Raw genomic sequence first — 21,167 nt, 5'->3', positions numbered from 1 at the left:
GAGCTTTCGGGTCGCCACACGCTGCGCTAAGTTGAATGTGAGTGGCCGCTTCTTTCGCAGGCCGCATGAAGCGATAAGGGTTGAATAGAGGTTTAATGCCGCGAGATGATTTTTCCACCCCCGCGCTGCAATAAAATGTCACATGCGCTATACTGCCGGCTCAAGGAAACAGTGTTTTCTTCAGCCAGATCAGCGGCTTGCGAAGGGCAGGCGAAAGTTGCAAAAAAGTAAGCGTTCACTCTCGCCATGAGCCCGGATATAAGCTAATCTCGCTGTCAGTGGCAGGCTTTAGGTGACCCCATCAGGCGCTCCCGAGGCGCACTTTCGGTCATCGGCATGTCACGAAGAGAAGGGTAATTTGTCGATTGTTCGTTAGCATCGCTCGTTGACTTGGTAGGAGCTGCGTCATTACATTAGCCGGTATCCGCATCCCTCGCGGTGGTTCATGTGGTGACCGGTCCTAAGGAACAATCGGCACGACACAACAGCAATCACTGGCAATCGGGTGCGGCTCACTGAGCAGAGCTCGAGCGCTCACGCAGTGTGAACGGTTGGCGTTACTAGGCCGCCAACTTTGCAAACGTTAGGAGACTATAGTCCCATGGCAACACAAGCTAATCTTGACCTGGCCCAGCAACTTTATGTCGCCTACTACGGTCGCCCCGCCGACTCAAAAGGTCTGACTTACTGGGCCGACCAGATCGAAGCCAACGGTGTGGAAAGTGTCGTCAATGCCTTCGGCACGTCCGAGGAATTTGACGCACGCTTCGGTGACCTGACCAACGAGCAGCTGGTCAACAACCTCTACAACCAGATGTTCGGCCGTAACGCCGAGCTGGAAGGTCTGAACTACTATTCCGAGCAACTGGCTTCCGGCGAGAGCACCTTGGCTGAAATCGCTCTGGACATCGCCAATGGCGCCCAGAACGAAGACGCAACCGCGCTGAACAACAAGGTGGCTGTGGCCAACGAGTTCACCACCAACATCGACACCACTGAAGAAGTGTTGGCCTACCAGGGGACAGGCGCTGCCCAGGCCGCTCGCGACTTCCTGTCCACAGTTGATGAAACCACCGACCCGGCGGCTGTCAATGTCGAGGCCGAACTCGCTGAGTTGGTCAATAACAACGACCAGAATCCTGGTCAGACCTTCACGCTCACTGCAGGTACCGACGAATTGACCGGTACTGCTAACGACGACACGTTTACAGCGACTGCTGTTGCAGATTCCGCTGGTGGCGGCGCATTGGTGGACTCTCTGCAGAGCGTTGATATTCTGGACGGCGCAGAGGGCAACGACACGCTGAATGTGACGCTGAACGGAGGTGCGCAAGTTACACCTTCGCTTGAGAATATTGAAAACGTTCAGCTCCGTTCTACTGCAGACGGTGCGGATCTGGCTCTTTCTGCCTCTACTGGCGTTGAGCAAGTAACCGTTGCCAATAGTACTGGTACGTCTACTGTAAGCGGCCTTGGTGCCGTTAGTACCCTGAACGTGGCTAACCAGTCTGAAAATGTCACTTTCTCCGGCTCGACAGCTTCTACTCTGGCACTGAGCCTGAGCAGTGTTGCTGCCAGTGCTGCGACGACCGTTGATCTGGACGATGCTACTGCAGGAACTCTGAATCTTGAGCTTACAGGTAATGACGATAACCTGCTGACCCTGAGCCAGGCCGCTGCTTCTGCTGTAACGATCAATGCCACTCTGTCTGGCGACAACGTGATCGACTTCAACACTGTCGATGATGCCGCCACCACGCTGAATGTGGAAGGGGAAGGTTCACTCACTGCTGATGTGACTACCTCGTCCTTTACTGCTTTGACTGACCTGAACGTGACAGGTGATGCGTCGGTTGATCTGGATGCCTTCGCTGCCGGCGCTCTGGAAACAGTAGCCGCAGGTGGAACCACTGGCGATGTGGCGGTCCAAGTTGATGATACCGCGACTGCCATCACTACCGGTTCCGGCGATGATTCCGTTACCCAGACCGCTGCACTCGCCGCAGACACTGCTTATGACCTCGGTGCTGGTGATGACACCTATGTAGTCGGTGCTGCTACCGACGATACTACTGCGTCTGTTGACGCTGGCGAGGGCGAAGATACCCTGTCCATGACAGCGGCTATGGCAGGTACCGTGTCAGGTACTGCCAATATTGCTGATAACTTCACAGGCTTTGATACGCTGAGCATCAGTGATGTTCTGTCTGGTGGCACCAGCATCGACGTCTCTGCCTTTTCTGGCGTTGATAGCTTCACTGCTGCCAATGGCGTTGCTGCCACTTTTACTCCCACCGTATCGGGTGTCGGTGAAGGCGCCACGGTTACCTTGGCCGGCGATCTTGTCACTAACACTGGTACTCTTGACGTCGATTTGGCCTCTACCTCTGGCTCCGCTGACAGCCTGAACTTTGTTATCAATACCGACATCGCGGTTACTGATGATGGCAACGTTGATACAACTGCTGCTACGGCAACTGCCGACACATCAGGTGTCGAAACGCTGAATGTCGAGAGCACCGGCACTCTGGATGCGACCATCAGCGATGGTAATCCTCTGGATGTTGCAGATAACACGCTGGCCCTGACCAACGATGACCTCGTTACTCTGAACATCTCAGGCGATCAGGCTCTGACTTTCGCTACTGCTGGATCTCAAGATCAGCTTGAGACCATCGATGCGTCTGCCAACACTGCTGGTGTTGAGATCAACGCATCAGCGTCTGTTGCTGGTTCTCCGGCGCTGACCATCACCGGCACTGCGGAAGCAGATGTCATCACTGGTGGTGCAAACGGCGATACCCTGAACTTGGGCGGTGGCAACGATATCGTTGACTTTAATGTTGGCGGTGTATCCAAGATTGGTACTGGTGCCTTTGACACCATTACCGACTTCAACGCCAACACCTTCGGCTCTGGTACTGACGGTGCCGCTGGAGACGGCGAGGCTGCTGGTACTCAAACAGACTGGACTGGTGATGTGCTGCGCTTTACTGCTGATGCCGATGCTGCTGCAGGCGGTGTTAAGGCTGACGTACTTGGTAGCGCTGCCGATGCGACAACCTTCCTGTCCAACAACGCTGGCTCTGCTGAAGGCCTGGTAGCTGCGCTGGACTCCAGCACCGGCAACCTGTACGTCGATAACACTAATGATGGTGTTTCCGACTACTTCATCCAGCTGCAGGGCGTGACCACCATCGACGAAGCTGCTTTCGCTCTGGTGTAAAGCTCTCCCTGAGAAGGATGCCTATCTTCGGATAGGTTAAAGTACCTAAACCCCCGGCCTCGGCTGGGGGTTTTCTTTGCTAACGAGGATTGCATGACCATCAAGGAATTCGAAGAAACCGTCTGGCGCCTGGAAGGCATCCGCCTGGTGGTGCGCGAGACCGTCGATGTCCAGGTAGACGACTACGACTATCAGAACGCCGCCAATCGCACCTGGTCGATTGCCGAATGGCTGCGCAATCGCATCGAGCCGCGCCTGCCGGGCAGCGAGATCGTGGTACTCGACGGCCAGGGCGAGCAGCCCAACCGCCGCACACGGCTGGATAACCTGCGCGGAAGCTATGCGGTGGACTGAGGCGGTACCCGTCGTTGCCAACCGGCAGGGCGTCAGCGCCTCGCGGTGATTCTGACCACGGCGGTCGTTCGATCAAAAAAGACATCCCCAGCTGATCGTTCAAGGCTTGATCGCATCGATACCGATGAGGATTGGAAGCGATGGCTTTGTCGACAGAAGGTCTCAAGAGAAGGGAACGAACAATGAAATTTATCGAAGGCGTGGTGTTGGCGACTGCGGCGACGGTTTCTATCAATGCCTATGCGTTCGATGAAGCCGACGCCTCTCGCCTGGTACAACGGTTTAGCGAAATCGTTGCCTGCCAGCTCCCGGCCCCCGACGAAAGCACGTCGCTGCAGTACAAGGCCGTACAGGTCAGGCAAGGGATGGACCAAGCGGACGGATTCGGCGCTCAGTATATCGTTTATTGGGAAGGGGACGACGGTTGCTACGGGGGGAATGGAACGCAGCGCCCCAATTTTACGGTCGTCGAGCGCAGCGGGTTTGGTTCTGCCGATCCTGTCGTCAAGACCGAATACACGATACCTGAACTAGACCTTGTCCGCGTGACGGATTTTTATGCGGGCAAGAGCGAGGGGAGCGTACACATCGAAGGGCTGGCGTACGGCCCTGACGACCGTCAGCACGATCCGAGCCAACCCGTTGAGTACGTTGTCGAGCTGGGGTTCAGTGGTTTCAAGGCTGTTTCGAAGGGCAATTGATGCCCGGTAACCGGGTGGGGGGGCTCACGCATGACTGGCTTTCCGTGAGGCCCCAGCAATCATAACCCTCTTCGGCTAGTGCTTCATGTGTCGCTGCGGCTGGATTGACCGGTGCAGCTGCGCGCTATGCCCACTTCGGGCGAAAATGTCTGCGCGACGCGGTGGAAGCGGTACCGACAGGGCGATGAGTTCGCGCGTTGAGTGCGCGGCGTCAGGCCCGATGCGAGCCGGGTTTTGTTACCATGGATAGTTCATGCATCACGCGAGAGAGTCAGCATGCCGGAATGGACCGCGGTATCCCGCACCCAGCACGCCGATAGCTACTTCTGGCCCCGCCAGGGCTATGGCTTCGCCGCCCAGGAACAGGTCGTGCCTGTGCTGATCGCGGAACTCACCAAGCTGTTGCCGCATTACACGCTGGGCTTCATCCAGCAGGGCGAAGGCGCTCACCAGCGTTACCAGCCGGTAGCCCTGACCGGGCTGGGGGGCGAGCGCAACCTCTATTTACACTCCGACGGACGCTGGCTGGCCAGCTACGTGCCGTCAGTGCTGCGTGGCTATCCGTTTCGCATGGCCAAGGCCGATAACGACCAGCAGGTACTAGCCATCGAGCAGGACAGCCTGACCGTTGAGCCTTCCGCCCATCCGCTGTTCGATGATGACGGCAACCTGAGCGAGAAGGTCCAGCAGACATTGGATTTCCTGACCCAATGCGAGAACAACCGTCAGGTGACCGCAAAGGCCTGTCAGCTACTGGGCGAGACTGGGTTGATCGAGCCATGGCCGCTCAAGCTCGAACGCGGGGAAGGGCACGAACCGTTGAGTGTGCAAGGCTTGTACCGCATCAACGAGAAGGCCTTGAACGAGCTTGCCCCAGAAGCCTTCGCCGAGCTGCGCAAGCACGGTGCATTGGCGTTGGCCTACGCCCAACTGTTCTCGATGAACCAGCTATCGCAGCTGACCGAGCGGGCGAAGTTCCATGAAAAGCACCATGCCAAACAGGCCGACCAATCAGCCAACCGGGACATCGATAGTCTGCTGGATGGCGACGACGACGATCTGACCTTCGATTTCGGGGATTGATCCCGTACCCTTGGTGGTTCACTTTCAGGCAGATAGGGAGTTTTTCCCATGGCAGATACCGATACCCAAGCAAACCAGACCGTGACCATCGACGGCACCGACTATAACGTGGCGGATTTGTCCGAGAACGCGCGTAGCCAAGTCGTGAACCTGCAAGTCACCGATCAGGAAATCGCCCGTTTGCAGCAACAGCTGGCCATCTACCAGACGGCGCGTACCGCCTATGCGCGGGCGCTGAGCGAAGAACTGCCCCATAAGGAGACCCATTGATCATGATGCGATTGATTGCAGTGGCCGCCACCGGACTCCTGCTGGGTGGCTGTGTCCCATTTGTGCCGATTATTTGATGGCACTCAAAAATAGGTTTTGGCTGCGCTGGGATACAGGCAGGGTGCTGAGAGGAGAGTAAATGAGTCAAGACGTATTTGAAGCGCAAGTCACGAAGCTCCTGCACCTCCATGCACCGGTAAAGGCACGCCAGCTAGCGACCATTCTGGGGGATGAGTTCGGCCTGCATGTTGATCGAAGCGACGTCAATACGCTGCTATACCGTCTACGCACGGAAGGCAAGGCAGAGATCGATGCCTCATACCGCTGGCGTCTGGCAGGGGCCGCCACCCAGGCGGGCGACGGCGCCGACACTAGTGTTGCGTCCGTGCCTGCTGAACCTGCTCAGCCGACCATTGCATTTACCGATGAGCAGCAGGCGGTGATTGATCTCGATCCTACTCAGCACTTGCTGGTTCGTGGCCAGGCGGGTAGCGGAAAAACCACCGTGCTGGCCGCCAGGGCGGGCAGGCTGCTCTCGGCCATGGCCAAGGGGTCGCTGCTGTTTCTGACCTACAACTCGGCCCTGTGTGCCTACGTCAAGAAAGCGTTTCGCCAGGCGGGGATGAAAGGGGAGGTAGACGTCAGAACCTTCCATGACTGGTCACGCAGCACGGCCAAAGCAATGGGATTCGAATTCACCGGCTGGGTCGATGGTAAGGCGCGTGGCGATCAGCTCAAGCGGCTGGTTAAGGAGGCGGAAGAAGAGGTCGGCAGCCATCGGCTCTTCGATCTTAAGGAAGCGCCGGATCTGCTGGGCTGGTGGGGCGACGAAATCGCCTGGCTGTTCGGTCAGCACGTCACACGGCTCGAAGACTACCTAGCGGTTGAGCGCACGGGGCGGGGCACCGCGGTGCGGGTCACGCAGGAGGATCGACGCTTCATCTGGTGTGTCTACGAGCTGTATCAGGAATGGCTCGAGGAAACCCGGCAGGAGGACTATGACAATCCGGCCGGCCTGTTATTGCGCGTCCTGATGGAACGGGGCGGGGATCTCCCTAATGAATACCGCTATGACCATGTCATGATCGACGAGGTGCAGGACTTCGATAAGAGCTGGTTGCTGGTGGCCGCGAAGATTCCACGTGTGTCGCTCAGTATGGCCGGAGACATGGCCCAGAAGATCTATCGGCGTAGCTTTACCTGGACATCGGTCGGTATTCAGGTGCAGGGCGGTCGTTCCCGGCGTCTATCCGCCAGCCATCGCACTACGCGGCAGGTCATGGACGTGGCCGAATATCTATTGGCGGGCAATGACGTGACCGAGAATGTCGATTATACGACGCCGGTGCGCCCGAACAAGGAGGGCGAGAGGGTCAGGTTGCTGCTGGCCTCTGATGCTAGACAGGCCTATGACAAGGGCTACGATTTTGTGGCCAGTGAGTTCAAGCGGCTGCGCACGACGTCCGTGGCAGTGGTGCTGCCGTTCTCCCGCCAGCTCTATCCCGCTCAGAAGGCATTGGAAAAGCGCGGCGTAAAGGTCAAGAAGGCCAAGGGCGCAGGACTTGGCGGCTTTACAGGAGGGGTGGCCGTCACCACCTATCACCAGCTGAAGGGTCTCGAGTTCGACCATGTGGTCGTCATGGGCCTGCACGATGCTCAATATCCCGGCCGCATTCTCGACAGTATCGCCCGAGAAGATATGGAACAGGAGGCCAGCCTGTTACGGCGTGTGCTGTACGTTGCCGTGACACGTGCCAAGCAGAGCGTCACTCTGGTTGGGTCCCTGCCGTTCTGCCGGTTCTTCGAAGACGTGCCGGAAGAACTGTTCGACAGCCTTTGATGGGCAGGACGGTTTCTTGCTGTTCGGAAGCCTGACCAGCCGCTGGCAGTGTGGGTAACCGTTTCGTGCGGTTGGCCCGGGGCGGGCACCGGCTGAACATCGCCGCATGCGGCGCACATCGCCTGCTTTAGAGAGGGTACCCTCAATGAAGCAGCGCTTGGCGGTGGGCTGATATCATTGCGGTGGTACACGTGATGCGTGCCGCTCGTGCTGCCCCATGTGGCGCTTTATGCCGCGACCTACCATTTCCCTACCTTACGGCATAAACGCGGCCCACGGGCCGCTGCAGCTGCTATCATGGCGGCATGACCGACTCCCCTGATGCCCAGGGCCCCGATGCGGCCCCGATCCCTCCCGAGACCCGCGAGGCGCTGCTGGCCACGCTGGCGGGCTACGAGCACCTGCTGTTCGAGTCGATGGGCCAGGCGGATTACGACGCACTTCGTGCCCTGTACGCCGACTGGGTCGAACGGCTGGGTGATTCGCCCGAAGCCATCGCCATCTGCGATGCCCTGGACGACTTCATCGATGCCAATGTCGAGGAAGGCGACGCGGAGCGGGCCTACTTCGACCTGGTAAACGCGGTGCAGCAGGGTGGGAAGTAGGGCATCCTGTCAGCCATGAAGATTTCCAACGCCCCCGTCAGTTACCAGACTCACGTCCGCCCCGCGCAGGTGCGGGACATGATCCGCCATTGCACGGCCTTGCAGGCGGCCTACGATCGTCTGACCCGCGCAACGATCCAGCATCCGCAATACTTCCTGAACGTCAGTGCGCAGCCTGACGGGCGTGTCGTGACCATGCAGTGGGCTTCGCAGCCGGAAGTCACGGCTTTCCGGGAGGCTGCGCTCAACAATCACTTTGTCTGTGCCAACTGGAAGCCGTTCGATCAGCTCCAGGGGGAGGCGTACCGGTCACGGGAGGCGTTTGTCAATGGCCATCGGAAGTGACCCACCTGCGGTCATTAGTTTTGACCCACCCATGACCGTCAGCTGAGCGTCTTCTGCTTCAGCCGATAGCTCTCCCCGCCGAGCAGGTAGAGGTGCGAGTGGTGGATGATCCGGTCGACGATCGGCACCGCCACGTTGTCGTCGTGGAAGAACTCTCCCCAGCTGGTAAAGTCCTTGTTGGTGGTGATGATCAGCGAGTGGTGCTCGTAGAACCGGTTGATCAGCTGGAACAGGGCGTAGCGCGCCTGCCGGCTCATCGGTAAATACCCCAGCTCGTCAATGACCAGGGCGTCGACCTTGGCAAGCTTGTGGAGCGTCTTCTTCAGCGCGCCTTTCATCTCGGCGAGTTCCAACTCCTCGACCAGGTCCAGGGCGTTGCGGAACAGCACCCGGTAACCGGCCTCGATGGCCTTCTGACCGATGCCGATGGCCAAGTGGGTCTTGCCCACGCCCGGCGGGCCGATGAACACCAGGTTCTCGCGGTTGTCGAGGAAGGCGAAGTCGAGCAGCGCGCTGACCTGGCGCTTGGTGATGGTGGTCTGGTGCCGGTAGTCGAACCCCTCCAGCCGCTTGTCGCTGGGGAAGCCGGCCTGGCGCCGGTAGAGGTCGATCCGCTTGGCCTCGCGGATCTGGCGTTCGTGCTCCACCAGCATGTCGGCGAAAGCCAGGTAGGAGACCTCGTTGGCCTCGGCCTGGGCCAGCAGGACGGTGAGATCCCCGGCGATGGCGCCGAGGCGCAGGCTGCGGTAGCGCCCGGCGGTCAACTCAAGTTGCCCCATGGGTCACCTCCTGCTGGCCGCTGGAGCGGCCAAGTCGGGCGTACTGGCTCAGGTCCGGGGGCGGCGTGACGGGGTCCGCCGGGGCATCGGCGTCGCAATCCCGCCCGCGTGCCTTGGCCAGCCGGGCCGCCGCCAGGCGCTCCTTGAGCCCGCCGGCGGTGAGACGCTCGCGGGTGACCCAGTCGCCGATCAGTACCCGGTCCAGCTCGGGCTCGCCTTCCAGCAGCTTCCTGGCGCCCCGCAGCTGGTCTCTATAGTGGCGCGGCATGCTCTCGCGCAGGCGCGCACAGAGCTGCCGCCCCAGGGACTCGCCGAGGCACCGCTCGATGGCCTGCTCCAGGTCCGCCTCCTGCTGGCGGTGATCGCGGTAGTGGTTCGCGTTGCGCCGCGTACGACCCGTGCCCAGGTGCAGCGAATGGGTGGCAATCTCGTCACCGCTCTCCAGGTCGTGAATCGCCAGGCGGTCGTCCTCTTCCCGGGCGCCGACACGCCCCTGCTGGTAGGCCATGGGCACCGAGTACTTGTTGGCCTTCCAGGCGATCAGCCCGGTCTTGTCGACCTTACGCGGGGCCAGGTCGTCGACGCCTCGCGCCACACAGGCCGGCGTCAGGTAGGGTCCAAGATGCGCCCGCTCCGCGGCCTCGAAGTGGGCCCTCGGCTGCTGGCCGGTGGTGCCGTGGGTGCGCACGTTGGCGACCTCATCGAGCCACTGCTGCACATGGCGGCGCAGGTCGGCCTCGTCGCGGAAGGTCTCGGCGTAGAAAGCGTCCTGCTTGGCGTACTTCACCCCGGCCTCGACCTTGCCCTTGCTCTCCGGGTCGTAGCCACAGCAGGCATGGATCCGGAAGCCAGCGGTAGTGGCGTACTCATGAAAGCGCTGGTTGACCGCCAATTCGCGAAACTGCTCGCTGATCACCACCATCTTGGTCTGGTCGTAAACGCACTCCTCGGGTAGGCCACCGAAGTAGCGGAAGGCCTCGTCGTGCAGGCGGATGAAAGTGGGGGTATCGAGCGGCGCCAGGCTGACGCCGATGTAGGACAGGCGCGAGTAGGCGAGCACGAACACCACGAAAAACAGCGTGCGCGGCTCGCTGCCGATCATCACCTCGCGCAGCTCGCCCGGATCCACCTGGCACTGCACACCGGGCACCATGTCGAGCACCGGCTCGTAGTAGCGCCGCTGCCGGCTGGCGACGGTGCTCTTCACCTGCTGCACGTAACGGCGCAGGGTGCGTTCGGAAACCGCCAGCTCCCCGACCTTATCGCGCAGCTTGCGGGCGACCTTGACGCTGCTCAGCCGAGGGAAGGTGCGCAGCAGGTAGACGATGTAATCGCGGTGGACGTCGAGCTTCTTCTCGCGTTCCCGGTTCGACTGCGCCGCCTCGATGGCGGCCTCGTCCTGGCGCAGGTACTTGCGCACGGTGTTGCGGGAGAGGCCCAGCTCCTGGCCGATGGCGCGGATCGACAGGCCCTGTCCGTCATCATGTAACGCTTTGATCTTGTGAATCATACCCCAGTCCTTCACGTCCCCATCCCGACCCTTGGCTGAGCCGACACGGTAGGTGGATGGTGGCAGCGCTGCCACCTCGGGGGTGGGTCAAAAGCGTTGGCCGGTACTGGGTCACTTTACTTGGCCATTAACAGCGTTGCTGCAGGGCCGTCCCTTGGTGCCGATGGAGGCCGATTTTCCCTGGCTGCGCCGCTTTATCCACTCCGTGGTGACGTGGGAGAGGGACAAGGCTGACCCCTGTCCCCCGACATTGTGGGTGGCGGCAGCAAACCGAGGCTGGACATTGGTTGCCAGCGCCTTGCAGCAGGAGCTGAAGGCGTTTGTTAGCGGTGACGATTCCTGGGCGGAGCTGGGTCGCTGAAGCCGCTTGCGGTATTCCGGGTTGGGGGAGAGCAGTATCCACATCAAGAATGCGAGGAGCGGCTCCCCTTACTCAGGCTTGATCAAATAATAGCCACTAGCATTGACTACCCCTCTCGCGTGTGGATCTTGGTAATACTGTTGTTCATCAAAGAACGGTAAGGCTTCGACACGGTACTCTACGCCGTTGCGTAAGGCAGGCTGGTCGGGGCCGGCGAAAATATTTTCACGCATCGTGTATTGCTTGTGTCTATCCATTTTGACATGACCCATCTTTTGGAGCAGTTTCACGGCTTCACGTAGGCGTTGGTCATTTTCTCTGCCACGCAAACGGTAGGGACCGTATTGCTTTAAGTTCGTCATGGTGAATGTCCACTGCCTACCACGAGCGAGATGCGAAGGGAGTTCGGGCGAGGATAAATAGGGTTGTTGGTTGCCTTTATCAGCCCATTCGAGCAGCGTCTTTGCCAGCTCGTTGGCATCGGAGACGACTTGCGGCTCTCCGGCAAGATAACGTTGGAAATGTTGCGAACATTTTAGAACAAACTCGTAGCAGAACTTCAAGGTGTCATAAGAAATTTCGTCATCACCCCCCTCGAAGTGGTGCAGGATAGCCGCCATGCGGGTGATGTTTTCCATCAGTTTGGATGCGTGGTCTTTATAATAAAAGTAGGGCTGATTTTCCTGCATGGCATCTTCAATGCCTTGATGGTATTTTTCCCATTGGCTGCTAGCCATCGCCGAGAATTGCACGACCTTTTTATTTTTTGTCCTGTCGTCCGGATGCGGGGTGTCTGTCGTGGAATCGGTTAGAAGCGCTTCGACACGGCGATTGAATTCATCAAGATGAGGAAGGGGGCCGAGTGGGCGTGTTTGGCGAGTCCCTGCCTTTTCTTCTGGTTTGACGACCAGAAAACGAGCGAGAAACCCCATTCCTCGGGCTTCCTCGCCGCGCTTGGAGAGGAAGCGGTTAATCACGCTCGGTTGTGTCATTAACGCCATGGTGAGACGTGCACCGGAAAGGATAAAGCTTGGACGTGTCATGCGATCCACGATCACGTCCCCGCCATCCCATAGCGTGTTCAGCTTATCGAGTTCCTGGAGTGCGCGCCCGCTAAAAACGCTGTTGGCTTCGCTAGTCAACAGGCAGCCATGGGGAGAATAGTCATTCAATAACTGCACGAGTGCTTGAGGCGTTGTGTCATCGTAGAGTAATCGTGGGCGCTGAGGGAAAGCGGGCTGTTTCTTTCTCAGCTGCTGTAACGTCTCCTTGGCTTTCTGGCTTGTAGCGTCATCACCGTTCTTGATGGCTTTTCGGTAGGTCCCTTCCCAGGCGCGTACCTCTTGCTTCCAGAGAGCCTGCTCATCCATGTAATGGTCGAGGCGCTCATCCGCGACCTCGGCCGCCTTCCGGTTGAGGGTGGTGATAGCCGCGAAAAAACGATTTTGCACCGTTGTTTTGCGCTCTCCGGACTCTGCTAGCGTCAGGAGCATCAGCGGGGTCTGAACGCAATTCCCTGTCGGGTACTGCACATCGATCCAGCCTTGGCAGGCGACAGACATGGCACCCAAGGCCGACATCATGGCCATTTCCCTGGGCACTTGAAGGGCCGACTCTGCTTCTAGCACCGCTGACCAGAATAGGCTGTGTTCACGATACTCGGGCCAGTGATCGGGCCGGGTGTTGGCGAAGGGAACCTGAACAGCCTCGTCCGCCCTGCTGTCACTACTCTCCATTATCTGTTTCCTATCCAGTTTTTACCCTGCTATACCGGCTAGAGTATAGCGGTTATAGCAGTGTTTATAGCCTTTTGTGTTTTTATTTTTTGGATGCAAGGTCAATACTGGGCAAGGCGTGAACCGGCCCAGGCAAGCAGCGACACCCTATTGCCACTGTTGGCCGGACATGCATTCTTGGCGGGTTACCCCGGGCGACCCGGACTCAGCTCCTTGAGTCCCCGTTCCAGCAGGGTCCGGGCGGGGCCCGAGGGGCACCGGCGTCCCTGCTCCCACTCCTGCCAGGTGCGCACGTTGATCCCTAAGCGATAGGCAAAGGCGGCCTGGGTGTCTCCTCGCGCCCGACGCAGGCTGATTGCAGCTTGGAGTAGGGCCTGAATATCCTGGGAACGGCGCTTCTCGCTCTGCGTTGAAGTTGCCGAGATGGGACAATGAGTGGTGGGCTCTGGGGCCGGCCTGCTTGCAAAGGGCTGTAATTCCGGACTGAATGTTTTACGTAGGGTCTGGTGATAAGCGGCTACGGTTTGGGGGTTTTCAGCTTCGAACTGACGTACCCAACGATCGGCAAGACTGTCCATGAGTTCTCTCCTCGGAATGAAAAAGGCACGGCGCTGCCGTGCCCGATCATGCGTTAAATGCGGCTTGTGCCGAATACATGCACGCCTTGATTGAAGGGCTTGCTGTGCGCCTTGCACAGGTAGCTGAGGTTGAAGACCGCTTCCTCCTGACCCATGAAGTCGTCGCGATGCAGGCAAGCCGTATAGGGATAACCTGTAATGGGATTCTCGCCGACCTGAACCAGCCCTTCGACATCGCAGGACATATAATCCAATGTCTTGGCCCAGGCGCGTACGATTTGATGATACAGGCCTCGTCCTTCATACCCGCCGCCTTCCGAGGGCTTCAATGTGCCCAGTTGATAGTAGGCGTCGTAGTTCACGTACACCATGAGATGGTAATGCGGCTTATCGCTGCTTTCCTGCTCCCGGCACCACACATAGCGAATCACCGTCGAGTATTTGGTATTGGCCTTGGCGATCTCTTCGTTCAAATAGCGATAGAAGGCGCTGAGCCGTGTGTTGTCATTCGTTAAATCGATGGCAGGCATCCACTCTGGAAAGCGTAGATCAATACGGAAAGCCAGTACCCGGGTGTAATGATTAAGCGCTCGGTTTTGCGTAAGAAGTCCTCTCTCCAGGTGGTTCTCGATCAAGGGTGCCTCTGCATGCTGATTGACTTCGAAACCCCGATAATATGGATTATAAAAACAGTTCAGTTTGGTGTTCATTGGATGACGCTTGGGCTGTGATTCAAACATGTTGTGGTTCCTTGTGACGTGCAGGATTAAGCGTCAAGCGCATGGCGCTGACGCGATAGGCGGTCAATGTGTGGAATGGATTAACGCCCTCAGGGGAGGGCTGGCACTTGAGAGCGTGTCATCGGCAATACCCGATGACGATGCTTAATGGACACATCAATCCTCTTGGAGGAATTGAGTTATCAAGGAGTTATTGCTTAGGTTGTTATCCCTCTTGTTAAGTGACTATAGCCAGTGAGTTATGTGTATACTACTTACCCGTCATGGAAGCTGATCAATACGTCCCGGAAAGACTGGGGATAACGAATTCAAAGCCCGGGGCGTACCGGGGTTTGGTCATTGGCCCACTTTCTAAAAACTTTCCATTGGGTGAACGCTACGATTGCAATGCTTCTCATGGGATGCGCACGGTCTGTCAAAGAATACGTGAGTGCCGTAGTCGGCATTTGGGCGGGCCTATCCCCAGCATTTTCCGTCAGTCACGGACCGGCCCTGACGGATAGCGGAAACGATTCAAAAAAATCTCAGCCCTGTATTACCTCCTTGAAGCGTCCAAAGGAACGCTTCGATCGATGCATCCAATCCATCTTTCAGGAGGTAAGCCGATGTCGATTACGTGTCCAAACTGCGGTTCACGTCGCATCCGCCCGCGTCACCGAGGGCGACAAGTCGGCGGCAGTCTCGGGTGTGCGGCGGGAACGGCCAGCGGCGCAGCCGGAGCGCTCAGCGGGGCCGAGACCGGTGCCCTGGTGGGTGCCTGGGCCGGGCCGGTCGGGATCACCGTTGGCAGTCTCGCCGGGGCGGTCTTCGGCGGTCTAGTCGGTGGGACGGCCGGGGGTGTCGCCGGTGCCCGTCTCGGCAAGCAACTGGATACCCAGGTGCTCGATAACTACGCCTGCCATGGCTGTGGCCGCACTTTCCGCCCCCACATCGAGTAGCCCCGTCGCCTAGAAACGGCGTGAGCGGTCAGTGAGCGGCCAGTTCATTGAAAAACGCCGGGTTGTCCTGGATCGTCGCCAACACCTTGGCCGCCAGGCCGGTCGGGTTGCGGCGTTTGGTTTCCCAGCTCTTGATCGTATCCACGCTGGTTCCCATGGCGTGGGCAAACTCGATCTGGGAGATCTGCAAGCTAGCCCGAATGGCTTTCACGTCCGCGACCTCGTGGTGGGTCACGCGGGCGGGCTGGGCCTTGCCGTGCTTGATGTCGACGGCTTCCTGCAGCGATGTCTGGAGTTCGTCAAAAATGCTCATTCTAAAACCTCCCCCTTCAACTGATGGGTCAGTGTTTTCAGCGTGGCCTTTTCGGCAGGCGTCAGGCTGTCCTTCACGCTCTTGGGATAGGCCAGTATCAGGTAGACGACTTCGGCGGTGGCCAGGAAGTAGATGATCCGAGCACCGCCTTGTTTACCTTGATGCCCCAGCGCCATGCGTATCTTGCGTAACCCACCCGTGCCCTGGATCAGGTCGCCCTTGTCGGGCTGGGCGATCAGGATGCGCTGGAGTTCCTTCAGCTCATCATCCGTCGCCATGGCCTGGATCTGCCGGGTAAAGGTCGGCGTTTCGATGAATTCAATGGCATGACTCACGTCGGGCGTATCCTTCGACCAGTGCACTTCATCGTGTACATAGTACATAAAATAGTGCAAAGCGTCGATTCTGAACAACCCCTTTCCTCGAGCGCTAAGCGCGTTCAACGCAACCGTCCCACTGCAACCACCCCCATGCACGGCCAGCCCGCTTCCTTCGGGGAGCGGGCCGTTATGCCGTGTCAGACAGACCGTGTCAGACAGACCGTGTCTGCCCTTCAGGAGATTGACCATGAGCCACAACACCTACTCTCACACCCCGTCGTCCCCAGCGTCTGCCGAGCCGGTGAAGCGCACCGTGTTGTTTCCGCTCGATCAGACGGAGCAGGAAGCACCCGACGCCGAGTCGGCGGCCATCCCGCTCTCGGCCAAGGCCAAACCCGGCAGCGTGACGGCCTCGGTATTAAACGCCATCGAGCAGAGTGGCATGCCCGCGCCGGTCAGCCGGGACGCCCGTATTAAGCGTCCTCCGGCCCCTCAGCGCCGTTACCGCGACCAGGCCCGGCGTCTGGTCGATACCCGGGCCCTGGATCGCAAGGCCTGGCTGGCGATCCGCCAGAGCGGGATCGGCAGCTCCGATGCCGCCGCGGCGGTGGGCCTCAACCCTTACAAATCCCAGCTCGAACTATGGATGGAGAAGACCGAGCGGACCGACACCCACCGGGAACCATCGGCGGAAGACAGCCTGACCAGTCCGCTGCATTGGGGCCAGGTGCTCGAACCTCTGGTCGCCGATCATTACGCCCGGCACACCGGTTACCGGGTACAGCGGGTCAACGCCATCCTGCAGCATGTCGAGCATCCCTGGATGCTTGCCAACCTGGATCGCGAAGTCGTGGGCAACGACGCCGTGCAGATCCTCGAGTGCAAGACCGCCGGGCTATTCGGTGCGCGGCTGTGGAAGGAGGGGGTGCCCGAGTACGTCCAGCTGCAGGTGATGCACCAGTTGGCCGTCACCGGCCAGCAGGCGGCCGATGTGGCCGTGCTGTTGGGCGGCCATGAGCTGCAGATCCATCGCATCGAGCGTGACGAGGCGATGATCGAACAACTCATCGCCCTGGAACGCCAGTTCTGGGATTACGTCGAGCGTGACACGCCACCCCCGGCGGATGGCAGTGACTCGGCCGACCGGGCCCTGCGGGCGCTGTTTCCCCAGGATAATGGCGAGACCATCGATCTAAGCCATGACGTGATGCTCAGCCAGGCGTTCGTCGACCTGCAACAGGTACGCCAGACCCTGGATGATGCCAAGAAGGCGGAGTTGCGGCTCAAGCACCGCCTGCAGCAGGCCATGGGGACTGCCACGTTGGCGACGTTCCCCAGCGGTAGCCTGAGCTGGAAGCAGACCGCGCCGGTCAATCGGCTCGATACCAAAGCACTGCAGCAAGACCATCCCGAACTGTGCGCGACGTACCTTCGCTCGCATCCCGGCTCACGGCGCTTCGTAGTGCGTCAGTGACTGGAGCGACAACCAAAGCCTTACCTCAGTCGACGCAACGCCTCAGAGCGCCTTTACGGGCCATCTGGGGCGTTTTGCGTTATGAGCCACCCGACACGTCATCAAGGAGGTTCCCATGCTCAAGGGACTCGCCATTACCCCACCGATTCTGGGGCGGATCACCATCGGCAAGGTGGTCGAGAATAACGGCAAGCGCCTGCCCCAGAAGGACGACCAGTTCACCCTGACCTCACAGCTCCAGACCAAGGAGGGCTGGATACGCCACCCGCTGGACGAGCAGCTGCGCAGCGAGCAGGAAGGCAAGCTGCGCCGCATTCCCATCCGTCTACTGTTCAACGATCCTGATCTCAACCTGCGTGCCGAGTACGCGCTGTTCGATCGCCAGACCGCCCGCCCCTTGTGCGTGGGTGATGGCGAGCAGTGCAAACGCCGCACCCGCGACGGGATGGAGACGCTGGACTGTCCTTCCCCCGACGGCTGCCCGTTGGCCCAGGGCGGCGCCTGCAAGCCCTATGGCCGCCTGAACGTGCTGATCGGAGATGACGACCCGCTGGGCAGCTTCATTTTCCGCACCACCGGCTTCAACTCGATCCGCACGCTCGCCGCGCGACTCGCCTACTTCAAGGCGATCTCCGGCAACCGCCTGGCCTGTTTACCGTTAGAACTCCGGCTGCGTGGCAAGTCCACCCGCCAGAGTCGGGGCACGGCGATCTTCTACGTCGACATCACCCTGCGCGAGGGCTGGACGCTGGAAGAAACGCTTTCAGAGGCCCAGCGGCTGGATGAACAACATCACGCCACAGGCTTCGACCAGAAGGCCCTGGATCGGGCCGCCAAGGCGGGCTTTGCCAACGGCGCGTTCGAGGACAGCGCCGAAGAATCCGCCGAGGTCGTGGAGGAGTTCTACCCCGACGCGCCCCAACACCCACCGGGCGGACAGGACGCCAACGCCCCGCTAACCCTGGCCGACAAGCTGCAGGCCAAGAGCCAGCAGCAGCCCCAAGGTAGTACCGACCCCAAGGCTTCCCTCGGAGAGGCTGATACCTCGCAAAGCAACGATGTCCAGCAATTCCAACCCCGCCAGGCCAAACGGGTCTGAGTGCATCTCAACCGTTCCCGACTCACCCCTGCTTTCGATTCATCCCACGCCACCGCACTGACGACGTCCGCTGCCCTTGAAGGCGCGGGCCGTTATGCCGTGGCTGACCGATAAGGAGACTCACCATGCGCATTCTCACTCACGACCAGCTGCATCGCGCAGCGCCCGCTATCTTCGCCAGCCAGCCCGATCAAGCCGTGTCCGAGCGCTACGGCTTCGTGCCCACCATCAACGTGGTCGACGCCCTGCAAGCCGAGGGTTGGTACCCGGTGCGGGCCCAGCAGACCAACGTGCGCCAGGCCGAGCGTCAGAGCGTGGCCCGGCACCTGATCCGCTTCCGCCAGGACCCCGACCGTCAGATCGCCGTGGGTGACAGCGTCACCGAACTGGTCCTCACCAACAGCCACGACCGCACCGCGGCGTTTCAGCTCGATCTGGGTCTGTTCCGGCTGATCTGTCTCAACGGCATGGTCACGCCGGTGGGCGACGTGGGCGGTATCCGCGTGCGCCATGGCAAGCAGATCGTCGACGAGATCCTCGACGGCTCGCTCCAGCTCAGCCAGCAGGTACCGCGGATTGCCGAGGGCGTAGAGGCGTTCCGATCCACGCTGGTCAGCCAGGGCGAAGCCCAGCTGTTTGCCGAAGTCGCATTGTCGCTGCGTTACGGCGACGACTGGCAAACCACCAGCCCCATTCAGCCGGGTGACGTGCTCGAAGCCAGGCGCAGCGAGGATGCCAACGGCTCGCTGTGGAGCGTGTTCAACCGCACCCAGGAAAATCTCTTCAAGGGCGGGCTGCGCGGGCGTTCCCAGTCCGGCCGGGCCACCCGTACGCGGCCCATCAACAGCGTCACCGAAGACGTGCGTCTCAACCGCGCGCTGTGGACGCTCACCGAGCGCTTCGCCGAACTCAAGGGCGCGACGGCCGCCGTCTGAATCCCGACAACTGACAAGGAGACCGACCATGACCTCAGCGACAACAGGCCTACCCGACTCGGGGTTCCACCAACTGAGGGCCGGGGAGGAGCCCGGCACCTACCGCGTCAACGGCGACATCACCGACACCCAGCTTCTGCACCTGGCCAAGCTGATCGCCCAGAAGCGACTGCGCAAGGGCAACCCGCTCGGTCGTCCCGAGGAAGTCCACCGCTGCCTGCAGACCCTGATGCTCGACTACCCCCACGAGGTCTTCGGGATGCTCTGCCTGGACACCCAGCACCGGCTGATCGCCTTCGATGAGCTGTTCCGAGGCACCCTCGATTCGGCCAATGTCTACCCCCGTGAAGTGATCAAGCACGCCATCGCGCACAGCGCGGCGGCTGTGATCCTGGTGCACAACCACCCCAGCGGCGACCCCGAGCCCAGCGATGCCGATCGACGCATCACTCAGCGACTCAAGGAGGCGCTGGGCCTGGTGGATATCCGCGTCCTGGATCATATCGTGGTCGGCCACGAAGGCTTTGTGTCCTTCGCTGAACGGGGGTGGCTGTAAGACAAGCGTGTCCACCTTTCGCAACTCATCCAGCGGGGACACTGGCCCGCTCGCCACCGTCTCCGCCTCACGGCTGCCCTAACCGGCGCCGTGGGGTGGGGCACCTTGACGGGCGCTATTTTTTCTTTACGTAACTGGGGGATGGAATGAGGGAGAAAACCACTTGACAGGCCGCGCTGTGGTAGAATCGAGGCATTGAGATAGGAGCATTAATGAGCGAGCTACTCGACCCCACCAATGACTACGTCTTCAAGCGGCTGTTCGCGGAAGCTCCGGATTTGCTGGTGGACCTGATCAACGATCTGCGCCCGGATCTACCTGATATTGCCTCGGTGGAGATACTAAATCCGAATATCGAGGCGACAGAGCTTACCGGCAAGTACATCATCCTCGACGTATTGGCCCGTGATGGCGACGGCCACTGCTACAATGTCGAGGTTCAGGTACGTCGGTATGGTGCCTGGCATAAGCGGGGGTTGTTCTACTTGGCCCGCACGCTGGGCAGCCAGCTGAGCGCCGGAGAAGACTATCAGGAGCTGCGGGCGACTGTCGGGTTGCACCTACTTGATTTCGATCTGTTCATGGCGACAGACGCTGAACGCGGGCAGGCTGTGTGGCGGTTTGAGATGCGCGATGAACGCCAGCCGGATGTGTCGCTGGGGAACATCCTGCAGATGAACCTGATCGAACTGAACAAGGCGGATCGCTTGGGCTTGCCAGAGGGGCCGTTGCGCGCCTGGATAATCTTCTTCAAGCACTGGCAGGAGGAACTCACCATGGCCACTGTTGCCCATGAACCGGTCAAGAAGGCGATGAGCCGTATCCGCGAGCTCAGCGCCGATGAAGAAACCCGCCGCCTGGCCTTCGTGCGAGAGCGGGCGCTGCGGGATGAGGTGTCGCTGTTGAATGATGCGAAGCGGGAAGGCCGTGAGGAAGTCGCACGCAATTTGATTAAAATGAAGGTATTGAATGATGCTCAGATCGCTGAGGCGTCAGGCTTGGGTGAGGCTGAAGTGAAAGCACTTCGTTCTGAGTTGGAACATTGAAGCTATGAAACGCATTCGTCAGCTCAGTGCCGATGAAGAAACCCGTCGCCTGGCCTTTGTGCGGGAACGGGCACTGCGGGATGAGGTGTCATTTCTTAACGATGCTCGCCGGGAGGAAGCCCAGCGCATCCTGCATAAGCAACTTGGCCTAAAATTTGGGGATCTCCCTGGTTGGGCGGAGCAGCGTCTGGAGCAAGCGACACCTGAGCAGTTAGAAGACTGGTCGGCTGCCATCCTGACTGCCAATTCCCTCGACGAGCTGTTCAAGCAGTAACAGGCTGTTCCTTCACCTCCTTATCTGACGCGCAAAAAGGGCAGCCCTGGTGGCTGCCCTTATGCTATCTGACTGATTTCTTTT

At 59.7% G+C, this 21,167-nt stretch carries 21 protein-coding genes; 15 read left to right on the top strand and 6 right to left on the bottom strand.

The genetic code is table 11. The annotated features are described in order from the left end of the window. The first annotated feature begins 601 nt into the window (after positions 1 to 601). From HALZIN_RS0110690 to HALZIN_RS0110655, 8 genes are all read left to right on the top strand, one after another. The gene (locus tag HALZIN_RS0110690; protein ID WP_031384209.1) at positions 602 to 3,226 is read left to right on the top strand and encodes a DUF4214 domain-containing protein; all 2,625 of its coding nucleotides are present in this window, start codon (positions 602 to 604) and stop codon (positions 3,224 to 3,226) included. A gap of 93 nt (positions 3,227 to 3,319) precedes the next feature. After that, on the top strand, positions 3,320 to 3,580 hold the full coding sequence (locus HALZIN_RS0110685) for a hypothetical protein (RefSeq protein ID WP_031384208.1): 261 nt from the start codon (positions 3,320 to 3,322) through the stop codon (positions 3,578 to 3,580). Positions 3,581 to 3,762: 182 nt separating this feature from the next. Beyond that, a complete protein-coding gene (locus HALZIN_RS17115; protein WP_051907474.1) occupies positions 3,763 to 4,281 on the top strand; it encodes a hypothetical protein in 519 nt (172 codons plus the stop codon). Positions 4,282 to 4,557: 276 nt separating this feature from the next. Next, positions 4,558 to 5,364, top strand: a complete 807-nt coding sequence (locus HALZIN_RS0110675; protein ID WP_035575304.1) for a SapC family protein — start codon at positions 4,558 to 4,560, stop codon at positions 5,362 to 5,364. Positions 5,365 to 5,412: 48 nt separating this feature from the next. After that, positions 5,413 to 5,634 (top strand): DUF6447 family protein, encoded by a 222-nt coding sequence (locus tag HALZIN_RS0110670; protein WP_031384205.1) that lies wholly within the window; start codon positions 5,413 to 5,415, stop codon positions 5,632 to 5,634. A gap of 139 nt (positions 5,635 to 5,773) precedes the next feature. Further along, a complete protein-coding gene (locus HALZIN_RS0110665) occupies positions 5,774 to 7,474 on the top strand; it encodes a UvrD-helicase domain-containing protein (protein WP_031384204.1) in 1,701 nt (566 codons plus the stop codon). Between the two features lie 305 nt (positions 7,475 to 7,779). Then, positions 7,780 to 8,079, top strand: a complete 300-nt coding sequence (locus HALZIN_RS0110660) for a hypothetical protein (protein ID WP_031384203.1) — start codon at positions 7,780 to 7,782, stop codon at positions 8,077 to 8,079. A 15-nt stretch (positions 8,080 to 8,094) separates the two neighbouring features. Then, positions 8,095 to 8,424, top strand: coding sequence for a hypothetical protein (locus HALZIN_RS0110655; protein ID WP_031384202.1), 330 nt, complete (start codon positions 8,095 to 8,097; stop codon positions 8,422 to 8,424). Between the two features lie 38 nt (positions 8,425 to 8,462). On the opposite strand, the gene istB is transcribed toward HALZIN_RS0110655, so the two are convergent. The 4 genes from istB to HALZIN_RS0110630 all read right to left on the bottom strand — a co-directional run bounded on the left by istB (position 8,463) and on the right by HALZIN_RS0110630 (position 14,128). Further along, complete coding sequence (istB, locus tag HALZIN_RS0110650; protein ID WP_031384201.1) at positions 8,463 to 9,203, bottom strand: IS21-like element helper ATPase IstB; 741 nt, start codon at positions 9,201 to 9,203, stop codon at positions 8,463 to 8,465. Next, entirely contained in the window at positions 9,190 to 10,713 is a 1,524-nt protein-coding gene (gene istA, locus HALZIN_RS0110645; RefSeq protein WP_031384200.1) for an IS21 family transposase, read from the bottom strand. The genes istB and istA overlap by 14 nt, the downstream gene beginning before the upstream one ends. Before the next feature lie 429 nt (positions 10,714 to 11,142). Further along, positions 11,143 to 12,810 carry a YfjI family protein gene (locus tag HALZIN_RS0110640; protein WP_031384199.1) on the bottom strand — a complete coding sequence of 556 codons (1,668 nt, stop codon included), beginning with the start codon at positions 12,808 to 12,810 and terminating at the stop codon, positions 11,143 to 11,145. 631 nt (positions 12,811 to 13,441) lie between these two features. After that, on the bottom strand, positions 13,442 to 14,128 hold the full coding sequence (locus tag HALZIN_RS0110630) for a YagK/YfjJ domain-containing protein (protein ID WP_084173512.1): 687 nt from the start codon (positions 14,126 to 14,128) through the stop codon (positions 13,442 to 13,444). Between the two features lie 605 nt (positions 14,129 to 14,733). On the opposite strand from HALZIN_RS0110630, the gene HALZIN_RS0110620 reads away from it, so the two are divergent. Further along, a complete protein-coding gene (locus HALZIN_RS0110620) occupies positions 14,734 to 15,066 on the top strand; it encodes a hypothetical protein (RefSeq protein ID WP_031384197.1) in 333 nt (110 codons plus the stop codon). A gap of 28 nt (positions 15,067 to 15,094) precedes the next feature. On the opposite strand, the gene nadS is transcribed toward HALZIN_RS0110620, so the two are convergent. Together nadS and HALZIN_RS0110610 are read right to left on the bottom strand one after the other, a co-directional pair. After that, a complete protein-coding gene (nadS, locus tag HALZIN_RS0110615; protein WP_031384196.1) occupies positions 15,095 to 15,379 on the bottom strand; it encodes a NadS family protein in 285 nt (94 codons plus the stop codon). Further along, positions 15,376 to 15,714, bottom strand: coding sequence for a type II toxin-antitoxin system RelE/ParE family toxin (locus tag HALZIN_RS0110610; protein ID WP_031384195.1), 339 nt, complete (start codon positions 15,712 to 15,714; stop codon positions 15,376 to 15,378). Before HALZIN_RS0110610 ends, nadS begins: the two co-directional genes overlap by 4 nt. A 232-nt stretch (positions 15,715 to 15,946) precedes the next feature. Between HALZIN_RS0110610 and HALZIN_RS0110605 the strand changes: the two genes are divergently transcribed. The 6 genes from HALZIN_RS0110605 (at position 15,947) to HALZIN_RS17110 (ending at position 21,083) form a co-directional block, all read left to right on the top strand. Next, positions 15,947 to 17,173, top strand: a complete 1,227-nt coding sequence (locus tag HALZIN_RS0110605; RefSeq protein WP_231664688.1) for a YqaJ viral recombinase family nuclease — start codon at positions 15,947 to 15,949, stop codon at positions 17,171 to 17,173. A 115-nt stretch (positions 17,174 to 17,288) separates the two neighbouring features. After that, positions 17,289 to 18,272 carry a recombination directionality factor gene (locus HALZIN_RS0110600; RefSeq protein WP_201448191.1) on the top strand — a complete coding sequence of 328 codons (984 nt, stop codon included), beginning with the start codon at positions 17,289 to 17,291 and terminating at the stop codon, positions 18,270 to 18,272. Positions 18,273 to 18,397: 125 nt separating this feature from the next. After that, entirely contained in the window at positions 18,398 to 19,207 is an 810-nt protein-coding gene (locus tag HALZIN_RS0110595) for a DUF932 domain-containing protein (RefSeq protein WP_051907473.1), read from the top strand. Positions 19,208 to 19,235: 28 nt separating this feature from the next. Continuing rightward, positions 19,236 to 19,763, top strand: coding sequence for a RadC family protein (gene radC, locus HALZIN_RS0110590; protein WP_051907472.1), 528 nt, complete (start codon positions 19,236 to 19,238; stop codon positions 19,761 to 19,763). Between the two features lie 212 nt (positions 19,764 to 19,975). Beyond that, the gene (locus HALZIN_RS0110585) at positions 19,976 to 20,809 is read left to right on the top strand and encodes an Rpn family recombination-promoting nuclease/putative transposase (RefSeq protein WP_031384190.1); all 834 of its coding nucleotides are present in this window, start codon (positions 19,976 to 19,978) and stop codon (positions 20,807 to 20,809) included. A 4-nt stretch (positions 20,810 to 20,813) separates the two neighbouring features. Then, a complete protein-coding gene (locus HALZIN_RS17110; protein ID WP_051907471.1) occupies positions 20,814 to 21,083 on the top strand; it encodes a DUF4351 domain-containing protein in 270 nt (89 codons plus the stop codon). Positions 21,084 to 21,167: the final 84 nt, after the last annotated feature.

The organism is Halomonas zincidurans B6, assembly GCF_000731955.1.
In the GTDB taxonomy this organism is placed as follows: domain Bacteria; phylum Pseudomonadota; class Gammaproteobacteria; order Pseudomonadales; family Halomonadaceae; genus Modicisalibacter; species Modicisalibacter zincidurans.
The sequence above is the reverse complement of the archived record's forward strand: the minus strand, read 5'-3'. Positions and strand labels throughout refer to the sequence as shown.

Bases quoted from the DNA above. Each gene is read 5' to 3' on its own strand.
- istA (WP_031384200.1), bottom strand. From the start codon at position 10,713: ATGATTCACAAGATCAAAGCGTTACATGATGACGGACAGGGCCTGTCG.
- HALZIN_RS0110665 (WP_031384204.1), top strand. From the start codon at position 5,774: ATGAGTCAAGACGTATTTGAAGCGCAAGTCACGAAGCTCCTGCACCTC.
- HALZIN_RS0110660 (WP_031384203.1), top strand. From the start codon at position 7,780: ATGACCGACTCCCCTGATGCCCAGGGCCCCGATGCGGCCCCGATCCCT.
- HALZIN_RS0110595 (WP_051907473.1), top strand. From the start codon at position 18,398: ATGCGCATTCTCACTCACGACCAGCTGCATCGCGCAGCGCCCGCTATC.
- HALZIN_RS0110620 (WP_031384197.1), top strand. From the start codon at position 14,734: ATGTCGATTACGTGTCCAAACTGCGGTTCACGTCGCATCCGCCCGCGT.
- HALZIN_RS0110655 (WP_031384202.1), top strand. From the start codon at position 8,095: ATGAAGATTTCCAACGCCCCCGTCAGTTACCAGACTCACGTCCGCCCC.
- HALZIN_RS0110690 (WP_031384209.1), top strand. From the start codon at position 602: ATGGCAACACAAGCTAATCTTGACCTGGCCCAGCAACTTTATGTCGCC.
- HALZIN_RS17115 (WP_051907474.1), top strand. From the start codon at position 3,763: ATGAAATTTATCGAAGGCGTGGTGTTGGCGACTGCGGCGACGGTTTCT.
- radC (WP_051907472.1), top strand. From the start codon at position 19,236: ATGACCTCAGCGACAACAGGCCTACCCGACTCGGGGTTCCACCAACTG.
- HALZIN_RS0110670 (WP_031384205.1), top strand. From the start codon at position 5,413: ATGGCAGATACCGATACCCAAGCAAACCAGACCGTGACCATCGACGGC.
- istB (WP_031384201.1), bottom strand. From the start codon at position 9,203: ATGGGGCAACTTGAGTTGACCGCCGGGCGCTACCGCAGCCTGCGCCTC.
- HALZIN_RS0110675 (WP_035575304.1), top strand. From the start codon at position 4,558: ATGCCGGAATGGACCGCGGTATCCCGCACCCAGCACGCCGATAGCTAC.
- nadS (WP_031384196.1), bottom strand. From the start codon at position 15,379: ATGAGCATTTTTGACGAACTCCAGACATCGCTGCAGGAAGCCGTCGAC.
- HALZIN_RS0110640 (WP_031384199.1), bottom strand. From the start codon at position 12,810: ATGGAGAGTAGTGACAGCAGGGCGGACGAGGCTGTTCAGGTTCCCTTC.
- HALZIN_RS0110585 (WP_031384190.1), top strand. From the start codon at position 19,976: ATGAGCGAGCTACTCGACCCCACCAATGACTACGTCTTCAAGCGGCTG.
- HALZIN_RS0110685 (WP_031384208.1), top strand. From the start codon at position 3,320: ATGACCATCAAGGAATTCGAAGAAACCGTCTGGCGCCTGGAAGGCATC.
- HALZIN_RS17110 (WP_051907471.1), top strand. From the start codon at position 20,814: ATGAAACGCATTCGTCAGCTCAGTGCCGATGAAGAAACCCGTCGCCTG.
- HALZIN_RS0110600 (WP_201448191.1), top strand. From the start codon at position 17,289: ATGCTCAAGGGACTCGCCATTACCCCACCGATTCTGGGGCGGATCACC.
- HALZIN_RS0110605 (WP_231664688.1), top strand. From the start codon at position 15,947: ATGAGCCACAACACCTACTCTCACACCCCGTCGTCCCCAGCGTCTGCC.
- HALZIN_RS0110630 (WP_084173512.1), bottom strand. From the start codon at position 14,128: ATGTTTGAATCACAGCCCAAGCGTCATCCAATGAACACCAAACTGAAC.